12 protein-coding genes are annotated in these 14,912 nt (G+C 64.9%); 6 read left to right on the plus strand and 6 right to left on the minus strand.

The window, feature by feature from the left end:
* Positions 1-13: 13 nt before the first annotated feature.
* From ACSQ3Z_RS10015 to ACSQ3Z_RS10035, 5 genes are all read left to right on the plus strand, one after another.
* Positions 14-919 carry a LysR family transcriptional regulator gene (locus tag ACSQ3Z_RS10015; protein ID WP_436171115.1) on the plus strand — a complete coding sequence of 302 codons (906 nt, stop codon included), beginning with the start codon at positions 14-16 and terminating at the stop codon, positions 917-919.
* Positions 920-1,008: 89 nt separating this feature from the next.
* Positions 1,009-3,093 (plus strand): hydantoinase/oxoprolinase family protein, encoded by a 2,085-nt coding sequence (locus tag ACSQ3Z_RS10020; protein ID WP_436171116.1) that lies wholly within the window; start codon positions 1,009-1,011, stop codon positions 3,091-3,093.
* A 4-nt stretch (positions 3,094-3,097) separates the two neighbouring features.
* Positions 3,098-5,083 (plus strand): hydantoinase B/oxoprolinase family protein, encoded by a 1,986-nt coding sequence (locus tag ACSQ3Z_RS10025; RefSeq protein ID WP_436171117.1) that lies wholly within the window; start codon positions 3,098-3,100, stop codon positions 5,081-5,083.
* Positions 5,080-5,382 (plus strand): (2Fe-2S)-binding protein, encoded by a 303-nt coding sequence (locus ACSQ3Z_RS10030; RefSeq protein WP_436171118.1) that lies wholly within the window; start codon positions 5,080-5,082, stop codon positions 5,380-5,382. The genes ACSQ3Z_RS10025 and ACSQ3Z_RS10030 overlap by 4 nt, the downstream gene beginning before the upstream one ends.
* The gene (locus ACSQ3Z_RS10035) at positions 5,379-6,746 is read left to right on the plus strand and encodes an FAD-dependent oxidoreductase (protein ID WP_436171119.1); all 1,368 of its coding nucleotides are present in this window, start codon (positions 5,379-5,381) and stop codon (positions 6,744-6,746) included. The genes ACSQ3Z_RS10030 and ACSQ3Z_RS10035 overlap by 4 nt, the downstream gene beginning before the upstream one ends.
* 43 nt (positions 6,747-6,789) lie before the next feature.
* Here the strand turns inward: ACSQ3Z_RS10035 and ACSQ3Z_RS10040 are convergent, their stop codons facing one another.
* Complete coding sequence (locus tag ACSQ3Z_RS10040; RefSeq protein WP_436171120.1) at positions 6,790-8,115, minus strand: NAD(P)/FAD-dependent oxidoreductase; 1,326 nt, start codon at positions 8,113-8,115, stop codon at positions 6,790-6,792.
* A 224-nt stretch (positions 8,116-8,339) separates the two neighbouring features.
* Here ACSQ3Z_RS10040 and ACSQ3Z_RS10045 point away from each other — a divergent pair, with 224 nt between their 5' ends.
* The gene (locus tag ACSQ3Z_RS10045) at positions 8,340-8,816 is read left to right on the plus strand and encodes an Lrp/AsnC family transcriptional regulator (RefSeq protein WP_120013359.1); all 477 of its coding nucleotides are present in this window, start codon (positions 8,340-8,342) and stop codon (positions 8,814-8,816) included.
* A gap of 103 nt (positions 8,817-8,919) precedes the next feature.
* Here the strand turns inward: ACSQ3Z_RS10045 and ACSQ3Z_RS10050 are convergent, their stop codons facing one another.
* The 5 genes from ACSQ3Z_RS10050 to ACSQ3Z_RS10070 form a co-directional block, all read right to left on the minus strand.
* Positions 8,920-10,575, minus strand: a complete 1,656-nt coding sequence (locus ACSQ3Z_RS10050) for an ABC transporter ATP-binding protein (protein ID WP_436171121.1) — start codon at positions 10,573-10,575, stop codon at positions 8,920-8,922.
* On the minus strand, positions 10,572-11,423 hold the full coding sequence (locus ACSQ3Z_RS10055) for an ABC transporter permease (RefSeq protein WP_436171122.1): 852 nt from the start codon (positions 11,421-11,423) through the stop codon (positions 10,572-10,574). The genes ACSQ3Z_RS10050 and ACSQ3Z_RS10055 overlap by 4 nt, the downstream gene beginning before the upstream one ends.
* Positions 11,420-12,370 carry an ABC transporter permease gene (locus tag ACSQ3Z_RS10060; protein WP_436171123.1) on the minus strand — a complete coding sequence of 317 codons (951 nt, stop codon included), beginning with the start codon at positions 12,368-12,370 and terminating at the stop codon, positions 11,420-11,422. The genes ACSQ3Z_RS10055 and ACSQ3Z_RS10060 overlap by 4 nt, the downstream gene beginning before the upstream one ends.
* An 86-nt stretch (positions 12,371-12,456) precedes the next feature.
* Positions 12,457-14,067: an ABC transporter substrate-binding protein gene (locus ACSQ3Z_RS10065; RefSeq protein ID WP_436171124.1), complete on the minus strand. Its 1,611-nt coding sequence runs from the start codon at positions 14,065-14,067 to the stop codon at positions 12,457-12,459.
* A gap of 64 nt (positions 14,068-14,131) precedes the next feature.
* Positions 14,132-14,824, minus strand: coding sequence for an HAD-IA family hydrolase (locus tag ACSQ3Z_RS10070; protein ID WP_436171890.1), 693 nt, complete (start codon positions 14,822-14,824; stop codon positions 14,132-14,134).
* Positions 14,825-14,912: the final 88 nt, after the last annotated feature.

The following is a 14,912-nucleotide window of genomic DNA, read 5'->3' on the forward strand; positions in this document are numbered from 1 at the left end:
CTATGGAGTGGCAATGCGGGCGCGGCAGCTCGAAGTGTTCATCGCCGTCATGCGCGCGGGCACCGTGACCGCCGCAGCGCGGATGCTGAACATTTCCCAGCCTGCGCTCAGTCAGATCCTGCTTCACACTGAGGACGAACTCGGCTTCGCATTGTTCGAACGGGTGAAGGGCCGGCTACGCCCGACTCCGGAGGCTTTGGAGATATTCCCCGATGCCGAGAGGCTGTCGGCAGGGCTCGATGGGCTGCGCCGCAAGACCACGGATCTGCGACTGGGGCGCGCTGGGCTGGTGCGGGTTGCGGCGTCGCCGCCGCCGGCCATGGCAATACTGCCGCGCGCGTTCACCAGGTTCCGGGCGCGGCATCCCAACATATTGCTGCGTTCCCATAGCGCCCCGATCGCTGCGATCGTCGACATGCTGCGCGCCGGCGATGCCAGCCTCGGCGTGGCCATGGACGACCGCCTGCCTCCCGACATCGAGGCCGAGGTGATTGGGAGCATCGGCTTCGCGTGCCTGCTGCCGGCCGGGCACGTGTTGCAGCAAAAGACCGAGCTGACGCTCGCCGATCTCGTTGGGGAAGAGTTGATATCCTATCGCGGAAGCACCCGCCCCGCCGACGAACTGGCCCATGCAGCCCGCGCGCAAGGTGTGGCGCTTTCGCCGTCGCTCGAGATTGACGTATCCATCTCCGCGGTCGGTTTCGTCCAGGCCGGTCTGGGCATCGCGCTTGTCGATGGGCTGCTGCCTTGGCACCAGTTTGCCGGGCTTGCCGTCAGGCCGCTGGCGGCGGGACCGGAATTTCCGATCGCACTGCTTACCTCGCGTGCACGAGGGCTTTCACGAGCCGATGAGATGATGCGCGATGAAATCCGCGCAGCCTGTTCTGCCATCCTGGATGAAGATCCCGCGTTGGCATAAGCCAGACTTATATCCTTGCCCATCATACATCTTGGACCCCGGACCACCGGTCATGCCAGCTTTGGTTGGCAGACAGGAAGGGACGCATCATGGACGGTGCCATCGCTCGCGCGGCGGATCAAGTGCAGAACGGAGCCGACTGGAAGGTCGGCGTCGATATCGGCGGGACATTCATCGATTTCTGCGCGCTCGAAGCCCGCTCCGGACGGGTCGCCTCGCTGAAAGTGCTGACGACGCCGGAAGATCCGGGTGCCGAGCTGATGACGGGTCTCACCCTTCTCGCCGAACGCGAAGGTTTTGATGCTGCCCATATGACGCGCTTCGTGCACGGCACGACCGTCGGCATCAACACGATCATCCAGCGCAAGGGCGCGCCGCTCGCGCTGTTCACCAATGCCGGCTTCGAGGACGTGATCGAACTGGCGCGGCTTCGAATGCCGGACATGTATTCGCTGTTCTGCTCGCGGCCGGACCCGCTGATCTCGCGCGACATGGTCTTCGGCATTCCGGCGCGCATGCGTGCCGATGGCAGTGAATCCCGGGCGCCGGACATGGCGGCCGTGGAGGGGGCGGTCGCGGCGGCCAAAGGGAACGGAGCGCAGGGGATCATCGTGTCCTTCCTCCATGCCTGGCGCAACGACGCGCAGGAAGCCTCGGTCAAAGCGGCGATCGCGCGTCTTGCGCCCGACCTCTTCGTCTTCACCTCGGCCGAGGTGTGGCCGGTCATCCGCGAATACGAGCGCAGCTCGACCGCCATTCTCAATGGCTATGTACATCCGCGCGTCTCGGGCTATCTGACGGCTCTTGAAGAGCGGCTGAAGGGCCGCGGCGTGCCGGCCCGTCCCATGCTGACGAAGTCGAACGGCGGCCTGATGAACGCCGCCGAAGGCAAGCGCGCCTGCGTGAACATGTTGCTGTCGGGGACGGCTTCCGGCGTCATCGGCGCCTCGTGGCTGGCGCGTCAGGCCGGGGAGGACAAGGTCCTTACCCTCGACATCGGCGGGACCTCGGCCGACTTCGCGCTCATCATCGGTGGCGAGCCGCAGTTCGGGACCGGCGAGCTGATTGGCGAATTTCCGCTCCACATTCCTTCCGTCTCGGTGAGCTCGATCGGCGTCGGCGGCGGTTCGATCGCCAGTGTCGACGCGCAAGAGGTACTGCGCGTCGGGCCGGAGTCTGCCGGTTCGACGCCAGGACCGGCATGCTACGGTCGTGGCGGCGAGCGGCCGACGGTGACGGACGCCATGGTGGTGTGCGGATGGCTCGGTCACAGCGAGATGGCCTATGGCCAGCTCAGGATCGACACCGGACTGGCGCATCGCGCGGTCGGCGACCTTGCCGCCCGGCTTGGCCGCCCGGTCGAGCAGACCGCGCAGGCGATCCTCGACATCGCGGTGTCGGAAATGTTCGTCGAAGTCGAGAAGCTCGCGTCGCGGGCCGGCGTAGACCTGCGCGATTTCACGCTGATGCCCTTCGGCGGCGGCGGCCCGATGCTCGGCGCCTTCCTTGCCCGCGAGCTCGGGATGAAGCGCGTCATGGCGCCCCGCCGCCCCGGCGTGGTCTCGGCGCTGGGCGGACTGGTGGCGGATCTGCGCGGCGACTTCATTCGCAGCGTCTTTACCCCGCTGTCGGGCGCGTCGCTCCCCGGGATCCGCGAGGCCTTCGAGGGGCTCGCGCGTGACGGCCGCGATTGGCTCGCAGCGCAAGGGCATGATGCGGTCGCGGAACTCAATCTCTCCTGCGACATGCGCTATGTCGGGCAGAGCTATGAAATCGAGGTCGTCCTCTTGCCGCAATGGCTGGCGGACGGCGACACGGCCGCCATCGAGCAGGCCTTCCACCTCACCCATGAGCGGCTCTACGATTTCCACGATCCGGACGGCGAGATCGAGCTTGTGAATGTCCGGTTGTCCGCCATAGGAGCGGGCCCGCCACTCTCCTTCCCGGAGATCGACGCGATCGAGGCTCCGGCCATTCCGGCGCGTCAGCTGCCGGTCTACACGGGCCTGAGCGTCGAGAGCGTCGACCTACACGACCGGCAGACCCTGGTACCGGGCAGCACATTCCACGGACCCGCCGTGGTGGTGCAGGAAGATACCACCTTCGCCATTCCCGCGGGAACCCAGGCACGGGTCGACCGCCACCTCAACCTTCTTCTGACTTTCGCGGAGTGACGCCTTGTTTGACCGAACAAACCTTCAGGTTCTGGCGAACCATGCCCGCGCGGCCGCCGAGAACATGGCCCACACGCTGCACCGCACCGCGCACTCCGCCTTCGTCAAGGAGACGCAGGACTTCACGGTGATGCTGATGGACCGCTCCGGCGCGACCTTCGCAGTGCCGATGGAACTTGGAGCCACCTGGTATCCGGGGCTGTCGTATCACCGCGCGATCGCTATGGTGGGCGACTACCGGCCGGGGGACGTAGCCTTCACCAACGATCCTTACTCCGGCTACGTCGCCACGCACGCGCCCGATACACATCTGTGGAAGCCGGTCTTCGTCGACGGCGAGATCGTTGCCTGGACCGGAGGGCACATCCACAACACCGACATGGGCGGGGCGGTGCCGGCTTCGCTCAGCCGGGCGCTGACCGAAATCCATCAGGAAGGCATCCGCTTTCCTCCCATGAAGTTGGTGAGGGAGGGCGTCTTCGACGAGACCATCCTGCGGATCATGAGCACCAATGTACGCAAGCCCGACCTCAACATCGGTGACATCAAGGCGCTGGTCGGCGCGCTCAACACCGGCGAGCGCAAGATCCAGGCGATGGTGAGGAAGTTCGGCAAGGCCGGCTTCATTGAAGGCGTTTCCGCACTTCTCGACCATGCGGAGGCGCAGGCGCGCGATGTGCTGCGCTCCATGCCCGACGGCACATGGGAATTCGCTGACTATGCCGACGAGGATTCGGTCGAGGCCAATCCCTGCCGGTTGAAATTGACGCTGACGATCAGGGGCGACGAGGCGGTGCTCGACTTCACCGGCTCCGATCCGCAGCTCGGCTCCTCGCTCAACGTGCCTTCGGGCGGTGACCCGCGCCACACCATGCTGCTAGTTGGCGTCTACTACGTGCTCTACACGCTCAACCCGAAGATCCTGCTCAACACGGGCCTCACCCGGCCGTTCACCTGCACCACCCCCCGGGGTTCGGTGCTGAACCCGGTATACCCCGCCGCCGTGGGCATGCGTTCGCTCACTTGCGCCCGGCTGCGGTCGGTCATCTTCGGCGCCTTTTCGCAAGCGGTACCGGAGCGCCTGCCCGCGGCTCCGGCCGGCAACAACTGCATCGTCAACGTCATGACCACGGACGAGCGCACCAGCCGGACCGTCATCGCGGCGGTAAACCCCGTGGTGGGGGGCGGCGGCGCGATGCCGCATCGCGACGGGACCAACGGATCGGGCGCCGACGCCGCCTATCTCAAGAACACGCCGATCGAGATCACCGAGACGGAAACCCCGGTCGAATTTGTGAAATACGGACTCGCCCGGGATAGCGGTGGGGCGGGCCGCTGGCGCGGCGGGCTGGCAACCGAGATGGCCTTCCGCGTCTTCGCGCCGGACTCCCGGATCACGGCGCGCAACCGCGACCGCAGCTTCTTCCGGCCCTGGGGCGTGCTGGGCGGCAAGGCGGCTGGCCTGTCGGACATGGTTGTCAATCCGGGGACCGCGCACGAGCGGCGGCTGGGCAACATCGACACAGCGGTCCTGCAGCCCGGCGATGTGCTCGAGATCCGCTCCGCCGGGGGCGGCGGGCGCGGCGATCCGCATCAGCGCGAGCCCTGGCGGGTCGCGCAGGATGTGCGGCGCGGCTATCTCTCACCGACAGCTGCGGAGCGCGACTATGGCGTTGTCCTCCGCGACGGCGAGGTCGACCAGCAGGTGACGGAGCGTCTGCGCGCACGCAAGGAGCCATCCGCCGGCCATTTCGATTTTGGTCCGGAGCGCGAAAGCTACGAGGCGCAGTGGACCCCGGCGGCCTATGACCGGCTCACTGCCATACTGAGGGACTTGCCGATCCACTGGCGGTTCTTCGCCAAGACGGAGATCTTTCGTCGAATGAAGGAGCGCTCTGGACCGGAGGGCGTCCAGGCCGCTTTCGATGCGGTCTGCGAACGCTTCCCCGAGCTGCCTCGTCCAGACCCGGTGCGAGAGGCCGCGGAATGATCACCGCTGGCCGCATCGTCCGGCTGGCCGAGCGCGACCGGGCAGAGGTGCAGTTTGTTCTCGACGGACAGATGCGGAGCGCGCTTGCCGGCGACACCGTGCTGACCGGCATGCTGGCGTCAGGCTACGCCTTACGAAACTGCGAGTTCGGGCCCGAGCCGCGAGCCGGCTTTTGCCTGATGGGAGCGTGCCAGGATTGCTGGGTGTGGCAGGAGGAGGGACCGCGCCTGCGCGCGTGCACAACCCTTGTCATCGAGGGCATGCGGCTGCGCACGATGCCGCCGGAGAACTGGCCGTGATCGAGACGCGAGCGCCGCGGATCGCGATCGTGGGTGCCGGTCCCGCCGGCATAAGGGCCGCCGCGACGCTGGTCGAGGCCGGGCTTCATCCTGTGGTGATCGACGAAGGGCATAGCGCGGGCGGGCAGATCTACCGCCGCCCACCTGCCGGGTTTACCCGCACGCCGCAAGAGCTCTATGGGTCGGAGGCGGCGAAGGCGTGCGCGCTGCACGTACTGTTCGACAAGCTGGCCGAAGAGGGGCGGCTCACCCATTGCGCGCGTAGCTCCGTCATCGCAACGCATAAGGATCGACTGTACGTGCTGGGGGAGGGCGGCGTGCAAGTGATCAGCTATGACCGCCTGATCCTTGCTACCGGCGCATCCGACCGCGTCGCGCCTGTCCCTGGCTGGCAAGGTGCTGGCGTCTACAGCCTTGGCGCAGCGCAGATCGCACTCGAGGCGCAGGGCGTGGCGCTCGGGCGGCGTATCGTCTTGATCGGATCGGGGCCTTTGCTGACCCTGGTCGGTGCCCAACTCGTCAAGGCTGGAGCCGAAGTCGCGGCAGTGCTCGACACCTCCTCCTGGCGCCAGCAACTGCAAGCATTTTGGCAGCTTGCCGCCCGGCCGGTCGTCGCGTTGCGCGGCCTGGTCCTGCGGGCGAGGCTGGGCGATCGCTATCATGCGGGTGTGACGCTGGAGCGAATCGAGGCCGACACCTCGGGCGTGGCAGCGCTGCGCTGGCGCGATGCCGGCGGCCGGGAACGTCTCACGCCTTGCGACATGATCGGCATGGGCTGGCACCTGCGGGCGGAGGCGCATCTGGCCGATCTGACAGGATGCGCCTTCATCTATGACGAGCAGTGGCGGCAATGGCTGCCGAAGACCGATGAGATGGGCCGGGCCGGCAACGGCGTCTACCTTGCCGGCGACGGGGTCCGTCTGCTTGGAGCGGACGGCGCGGAGATCGCGGGACGCCTTGCCGCGGTGGCGTGCCTTTCCGATCTCGGATGTCCGGCGCCTCCCGTCAGCGCCGATCTGCGCAAGCTCGCGCGGCTCGAGCGCTTTGCCCGCGGTCTGGCTTGCGCCTTCCCCTGGCCTGACGAAATGGTGCGGGCACTGCCCGACGACGCGATCGTCTGCCGCTGCGAAAACGTGAGTGCCAAAGCCGTGCGCGAGAGCGCGGATTTCGGCGGCGGCGAGGCGAACAGGGTGAAATCCCTCTCACGCGTCGGCATGGGGCGTTGCCAGGGGCGCTATTGCCAGTTGGCTGCCGTCGAACTCGTCGCGGCGCAAGCCGGCTGCGCGCCCAACGCGGTGGGCCGGTTTCGCGGGCAGGCTCCGGTCCGGCCGGCACCTGTCGGTGCGTTTCTTCGCGATGGCTGATGCGAACGTCACATCGCTAACTGAGGTGGGGTTCTGCCGCTCTCTAGAAGTCGGCGACCTTGCCCCAGGCCGACGCCTCGAAGCGCCGTGGATCATAGGATGTCGGATCGACGATCGGTTCCGATCCGGTCACCAGATCGGCGACGAGATGCCCGGCGCCGGGTCCGATGCCGAAGCCGTGTCCCGAAAACCCGGCAGCCAGGAAGAAACCGGGAATGGTATTTATCTCGCCGATGGCAGGCACGCCGTCCGGCGTGCTGTCGATGTAGCCGGCCCAGGCCGCGCTGATCCTGGTTTGGCGCAGAGCCGGCAGCAGTTCGAGCGCCCGGGCGTGGGTCAGGCGGATGGTCGCCCGATCCGGGACCGGATCGAGGACGCGCATCCGCTCCATCGGTGTCGGCCGGTCGAGCCGCCAGCGTTGCAGAGTTTCGTGGCCCGAACGCATGCCTTGCAGGCCGCCGGGCGCGAGACTTCGCCACCGCTTCAGGAACATGGGCAGGAACTGCGACGAGAAGCGCAGCTGCTGCGGTGTCACGTCCACGCGGCCGCGTCCACTTATGGCAAGCGTGTAGCCGCCGTCGCCGCGACGCGTGGCCGAGATCCGTGCCGTGTGCAGGGCAGCTGGCAGGCCCTCCGCGCCGGGCGAGACCGACAGGATGGAGGAGCGGACCGACGCCTGCGGAAAACGGAAGCCGAACTGATGGCAAAAGGAGGACGCCCAGGCGCCGCCGGCCAGGATTGCCGTTTTCGTGCGGATCGTTCCGCTCTCCGTGACCACACCGCTGAGCCTTCCGCCCTCGGTCTCGATGCCGCGCGCGGCACAATTCTGGTGTACGGTGCCGCCAAGCTCAAGGATGGCGCGGGCTACCGCAGGTGCGGCCCGCGACGGATCGGCGGTGCCGTCGGTCGGCGAGAAGACGCCGCCCTTCCAGATCCGCCCGGTGGTTCGGCCCCGCTCGCTGGCCTCGGCGCTGTCGAGCATATGCGTGGTGACGCCGGCCGTTTTGGCGAAGTCACGCCAGCGCGCCCAACCGGCCAGTTCCGCCTCGTCATTGCTGAGATAAAGCAGGCCGCAGCGTCGAAAGCCGGTGTCCTCGCCGGTTTCAGCCGCGAAACTGCCCCACAGATCGAGGCTGCGGGTAGCCATCGGCAACTCGCGGGCGTCGCGGTTCTGCTGGCGGCACCACCCCCAGTTCCTGCTGGACTGCTCGGCGCCGATGCGCCCCTTTTCGACAAGTGCGACCTTCATGCCGCGCCGTGCCAGATAGTAGGCCGCAAAGACACCTACGATGCCGCCGCCGATCACCACTGCGTCCGCGGACTGCGGCAGTTCGCCGGACGTCTCGATTTGCTGCAGTGGCGCGCGCATGGTCCTCTTAGCCTTTAGGCTTCAGTCTACCGCGTTGCCGACGCAGCCGCTGCTGCAGTTAAGAACGGGGCAGAATTTTATTTCGACCGTCCTGTTGAAATCGGGAGTCCATGCGTTTCAAAGCAGTGTCCGCTCGCATGGACAGGCCACAGGGCTGTGGTACTGTCGATGGTGATTGGCAACGCGGCATTTTGTGCTGTGACGTGCGTTCTGTGGAGATGGCCGTGAAACTGGATCGGATCGACATCAAGATTCTGCACGAACTGCAGAAGAACGGCCGCATCACCAATGTGGAACTGGCCGATCTGGTGCATCTGTCGCCGAGCCCATGCCTGATGCGGGTGAAGAAGCTCCAGTCGGAAGGCTATATCGAAGGCTATTCGGCGCAGGTCAACATCGGCAAGCTCGGCCAGACGCTGACCGTGTTCACAGAAATCACCTTGAAGAACCACCGTCAGATCGACTTCGCACGCTTTCTCGCCGTCGTCGAGAAGATCGACCAGGTCATCGAATGCCACCTCGTGTCGGGCGGCTACGACTACCTGATGAAATTCATGACCGCCGGCATCGGCGAGTACCAGACGATCATGGAGCGGCTGACCGACATGGATATCGGCATCGACAAGTATTTCAGCTTCGTGGTGCTGAAGTCCCCCATCGTCAAGGCACACATGCCGCTGCCCAGCCTGTTTCCGATGTAGTTAGAGCAATTCCAGAAAAAGTGTGAAACGGTTTTCCGTCCGGAATTGCGTCAAAAACAAAGAGATAGAGCGGTTCGCCGTTTCCGTGAAACGGCGAACCGCTCTATCGGTGGCCGTACTGGCTGACGAGCTCGGGATCGCGGACGAGGCCGTCGAGCCACGTCGGGTCGAGTTTCGGCACTGACGAGAAAAGAAGCTTGGAATAGGGGTGGGTCGGGGCCTTCACCTTGTCGGGCGTGATCTGCTCCACCCGCTCCCCATTGTACATGACCATGATCTCGTCGCAGATGGCCTCGACGACGGAGAGGTCGTGGCTGATGAAGATGTAGGAGAGTCCCAACTCGCGCTGCAGCTCCTTGAGCAGCTCGATCACGGCGGATGCCACCACCGTGTCGAGGGCCGAGGTGATTTCGTCGCAGATGATGAGCTTGGGGGCGGCCGCCAGAGCGCGCGCGAAGTTGACGCGCTGCTTCTGGCCGCCCGAGAGCTCCGATGGGTGCCGGTAGCGCAGCGTTCTCGGCAGGCGCACCATATCGAGCAACTCGTCGACGCGCTTCGAGCGCGCCTGCCTGTCGAGCCGGTGATAGAAGGCCAGCGGACGGGAGATGATGTCTTCCACCGGCTTGGCCGGATTGAGCGCGGTATCGGCATACTGGAACACGATCTGCATTTCGCGCAGCTGGTCCTGGCTGCGTTTCCTGGCGGCGCGCTGCAGTTCCTTGCCGTCGAAGACGATGTCGCCGGCCGCCGCCGGATGGATGCCGGCGATGACGCGCGCCAGTGTCGATTTTCCGCAGCCGGATTCGCCGATGACGCCGAGATTGCGCCCCTTCTCGACGACCAGGCTGACGGAATCGACCGCGCGGATAAGTGGCAGCCCGTCTGCTCGCACAGCGCCATAGCCGGCCGTCACATTGTCGATACGCAGCAGCTGCTTCGTCCCGGCATCTGCGTCCGCCTGTGCTTGCCGCGGCTTCGGTTCGAAAGCGGCCAGCAGTTCGCGCGTATAGGGATGTTGGGCAGCCGAAAGGATTGCCGCCGTAGTGCCGGTCTCCTGCACTTCGCCGCCCTTCAGGACCACGATGCGGTCGGCGATCTGGGCGACGACCGCGAGGTCGTGGGAAACATAGACACCCGCGACCCCGCCCGCCCGCATGACCGACTTGAATGCCTTCAGCACGTCGATCTGCGTCGTCACGTCGAGTGCCGTCGTCGGCTCGTCGAAGATGACCAGCTTGGGATCGCTGATGAGCGCCATGGCCGCCGACAGCCGCTGCAACTGCCCGCCCGAAACCTGGTGCGGATAACGAGCGCCGATCCCTTCCGGATCCGGCAGCGACAAGGCCCTGAAAAGCTCGACCGCGCGCTGGCGCGCCCGCTCGGGCGGCATCAGCTTGTGAATCCGCGTGACCTCGATCACCTGCTCCATGATAGTGGACGAGGGGTTGAAGGAGGCAGCGGCACTTTGCGGAACATAGGCGATATCGGTGCCGCGCAGCCTGGCACGTTCCTTTTCGGAAAGTGCTGCCATGTTCTTGCCGTTCACGTTGATCTCGCCGCCGGTGATCCGGCAGCCGGGGCGCGCATAGCCCATGAGCGAAAGCGCCACCGTGGTCTTGCCGGAGCCGCTTTCGCCGATCAGGGCGACGATCTCGCCGTCGGCGATGTCGAGGCTGACGCCCTTGATGATTTCGACAAGCCGTCCGGCGTCGGTCTTCGCCTCGATCTTCAGGTTCCTGACCTCGACGAGATTGCTCATGCGTCCCGGTCCCTGATCTTCTGCGGCAGGTTGTCGATCAGCAGGTTGACGCTGATGGTGAGGCTGGCGATGGCCAGTGAAGGCACGATGACGGCGGGGGCCGCGAAGGGCAGGCCGCCGATGTTCTCGCGCACCAGCGCGCCCCAGTCGGCGAGCGGGGGCTGGAGGCCGAGCCCCAGGAAGGACAGGCCGGAGAGCAAAAGCACGATGAAGACGAAGCGCAGGCCGAAGTCGGCCAGCACCGGGCGGATGATGTTGGGCAGGATCTCGGACCCGATGAGATAGACCGTGCTCTCGCCACGGACGCGCGCGACGGTGATGAAGTCCATGGTGTTGATGTTGACGGCGAGCGCGCGCGCGAAGCGGTAGGCGCCGGGGATGTAGATGACGGCGAGCGTCAGGATCAGCACCGGGATCGACGAACCGACCGCGGCGACGACCACAAGGCCAAACAGTTTGCTGGGGATGGAGTTCATGGCGTCCAGGAAACGGCTGAGGCAGGTGTCTAGCCAGCCACCGGTGACGGCCGCGATCATTCCCAGCACGACGCCCGAGAAGCAGGCGATGGAGACGGCGGCGAGCGATATGCCGACGGTGTAGCGGGCGCCCATCAGAACTCGCGAGAGCATATCGCGGCCCAGATAGTCCGAGCCGAGCCACAGTCCCTGGCGCATCGGGCCGAAATAGTCGTCGTCGACGATGTCGCCGATCGAATGAGGAATAACGTAGGGCGCCAAGATTGCGACGAGCGTCCACGCCAGAATGACCAGCGCGGCCACGACGCCCACGAGGCTGTAGCTATAGCCCAGGAAGGACCGTCGGGGGGTTGTCGCGCGCGCTATCGTCATCTGAGCCTCGGGTTGGACATGATGGCGACGACGTCGGCGGCGGTGATGAGGAAGAGATAGCCGAGGCAGAAGATCATCGCGCAGCTCTGGATCAGCGGCAGGTCGCGGGTCGCGACCGCATCGACCATCAGCTTGGCAATGCCGGGATAGTTGAAGATCGTCTCGACGATGATGACGCCGCCGACCAGATAGGACAGCGAGAGCGCGACCGCATTGACGATCGGTCCGAGGGCGTTCGGAAGGGCGTGCCTCAGCACCATTCGGCTGCGCGAGGCACCTTTCAGAAGCGCCATCTCCACATAGGGCGTGGAGAGCGTCTCGATCACCGCGGCGCGGGTCATGCGGATCATCTGCGCGGAGATGACGAAGGTGAGCGTGATCACGGGCATTGCATAGATGCGCACGAGGTCGGTCAGCGAATGCGCCTCATTGACCGAGGACAGAGCCGGCAGCCATTTGAGATAAACGGCGAAAAGCAGGACCGCGAGTGTCGCGACCATGAATTCCGGCACCGAGATGACACCGATCGAAAGAATGGTGACGGTGCGGTCATAGACAGAGCCGCGCAGCATGGCGGCGGTGATGCCGAGCGTCAGCGCCAATGGCACCGAGAGCAGCGTGGTGATGCCCGCGAGCTTCATGGTGTTGACCAGGCGCCCGCCGATCAGTGCCGCGACCGGCATCTCGTTGGCATAGGAGGTGCCGAGGTCGCCGTGGAGCAATCCCACAAGCCAGAGCAGGAAGCGCAGGATCGCTGGATCGTTGAGATGCATGGCCTCGCGCAGGCCAGCGACCGCTTCCGGAGTCGCCGCCTGGCCGAGCAGGATCGACGCGGTGTCGCCAGGTAGCATGCTGGTGGCGAAAAACACGGCGAACATGACGATCAAAAGCGTGATGACCGCGATCCCCAGTCGCTTCAGCACGAGGTTCAGAACCCCAGACTTCATGGAAGCGCTCCCTCCGGTTGTTCGGCCAAGCAATCTTGCGCAATGCAGTGCCGGGGGCTGGCTGACCGGCCCCCGGCAGGCTTCTCCTAGGCTTCGAGCCAGAGATATTCCGCCATTGCGTAGCCCATCATGCCACCGAGCGGGTTCGCCTCCAAACCCTTCACCTTGCTGGAGAGGGCATCCACGTTGGAAATGTAGGCCGGGATGATGGTGCCGGCCTCCTCGGAGACCATAGCCTGCATCTGGCCGTAGATCTCCTTGCGCTTGGCCTGGTCGAGCGAACCGCGCGCCTCGATGAGCAGCTTGTCGAACTTCTCGGACTTGTACTGGCTTTCGTTCCATGGCGCGTTGGACGCGTAAAGGAGCGAGAAGAGGATGTCCGGCGTTGGGCGCGGATTGATGTTGCCGAAATGGATCGGCGCCTTGAGCCAGTAATTGTCCCAATAGCCGTCGGACGGAACGCGCTGGACGTCGAGCTTCATGCCGATGTCCGCGCCGGCAGCCTGGATGATCATCGCCATGTCGATCGACGAGGTCGCCGCGTCGGAAGCGATCACCGGGATGGACTGGCCGAGCAGGCCTGCCTTCTGGAAGTGGAACTTCGCCTTGTCCGGGTCGAAAGCCTTCGGCTTGACGTCGGCGTTATGAAAGATATTCGCCGGCGAAACGGGCTGGTCGTTGCCGATTTCGCCGAGGCCGCGCAACGCCGATTTGACGATCTGCTCGCGGTTGACGAGATACTTCATGCCGGCCACGAAGTCGGCCTTGCTGCCGGGATCCATGTCGAGCCGGATGTTCAGGTCGGTGTAGTTGCCCGAGGTCGTCTTCGACAATTCGAAGCCCTGCTGGCCGCCGATGAGCTTCATCGCGCGCGGATTGATCGAAGCCGCAAAATTGATGTCGCCGGAAAGCAGTGCGTTGACGCGGGCGCTGTCGTCGCTGATGGCGATGAATTCGAAGGACTCCAGGTAGGGCTTGCCCGATTTCCAGTAGTTCTTGTTCTTGGTGACAACCGAACGCACGCCCGGTTCGAATGTCTCGAGCACGAAGGCGCCGGTGCCATTGCCCTTGGAGAAGTCCGTGGTGCCGTCCTGGACGATCATGAAGTGGTGCAGCGCCAGGATGGTCGGGAGGTCGGCATTCGGATCGGCCAGCGTGATTTCGACGGTCGACTTGTCGACGGCCTTGAAGCCGGACATCTGGGCGGCGATCTTGGCGACCTTGGAACCGACCGCCGGATCAAGATGGCGCTTCAGCGAGTAGACGACGTCGTCGGCGGTGAGGTCCTTGCCGTCGTGGAAGGTGACGCCCTTGCGCAGCTTTACGGTCCAGGTCTTGGCGTCCTTGCTGTCGAAGCTTTCGGCCAGTTCCATCTGCGTGACGCCATCCTTGTCGAGGAAAGTCAGGCGGTTGTAGAGCGAGCAGCAGCGGACATAGTCGGTGGAGAGCGACGCCTTTGCAGGATCGAGCGTGTCGGCGGTCGATGACGACCAACCGGCCGCCTTGAAATTTCCGCCGGAAACCGGCTCGGCGGCGACGGCATTGGTGGCGCGGCCGAGCACCACGCTGCCCGCGGCAACCGCGGCGCCGCCGGCCAACAGCATCTTGAGAAGTTCGCGGCGGCTCGCGCCCCGCCGAATGGCATTTTCGACCATGGCATCGTCTGCTCTGGTCCAGTTCGAGATCTTGTCGGTCATGTTATTCCCCTTTCTGTTTGTTTGGTCGGGATGCTCGTCTTGTCGCGGCTTTCCGGGCTTGGGCTCAGGTTCGTTCCTTCAGGCTTTCCCGCACGGCCGCTGCAAAGGAGGCCATCGAGGTGAAATGGTAGTCCGGCACGGTGAAGCGCTCAGGCTCGATCGTGCCGCCATAGCCCTTCTGGGCATGCCGGCGCTCGATCCAGCAATTGGTCAACCCAAGCGCCCGGGATATGCCGATATCGTGATACTGGCTTTGCGCGACGTGCAGGATGTCGTCCTTGCTATCACCCCGGGAGGCGACGAAATCGAAGACCTTCTGGAAAAAGGCCGGGTCCGGTTTTTCCGTGCCGGTATCGTCGGCGGTGAAGGTGGCGAAGAAGGGCGATCCCAGCTGCTTCTCGAAATGGTCGAGCGCCCAGCGCAGGGCATTGGTCATGGCAATCAGCTTGTGGGATTTCGCAAGCTCGGCCAATGCCGCTGCGCTGTCGGGGAAACCTTGCCAGGTGCTGGCGGAGTCCCGCAGGCGGACGCCGTATTTCTCCTCGGCCGGCAGGCCGAGTTGCGGCGCGATGACCATGTAGACACGTACGAGATCGTCGGGAAACAGGCCCGCATCGGGCATGTAGCGCGCTTGCCGGTACAGGGCCAGCGCTGCTTCGCCATCGATGGAAACGCCAGCGTCGGCGGCAATCCCAGCCAGGCAGGTCGTGATGCCGCCTTCGAAGTCGATCAGCGTGCCGACGACATCAAAGGTCATGTATTTGAATTTGCTAAAGCCCCTGGCCAAGACTGGCTCTCCTCTGCGCACGGCCGAATTTGCATGGTGCTGAACAGAACAAAATTCC

The sequence above is a fragment of the Mesorhizobium sp. LjNodule214 genome, from assembly GCF_964252735.1.
In the GTDB taxonomy this organism is placed as follows: domain Bacteria; phylum Pseudomonadota; class Alphaproteobacteria; order Rhizobiales; family Rhizobiaceae; genus Mesorhizobium.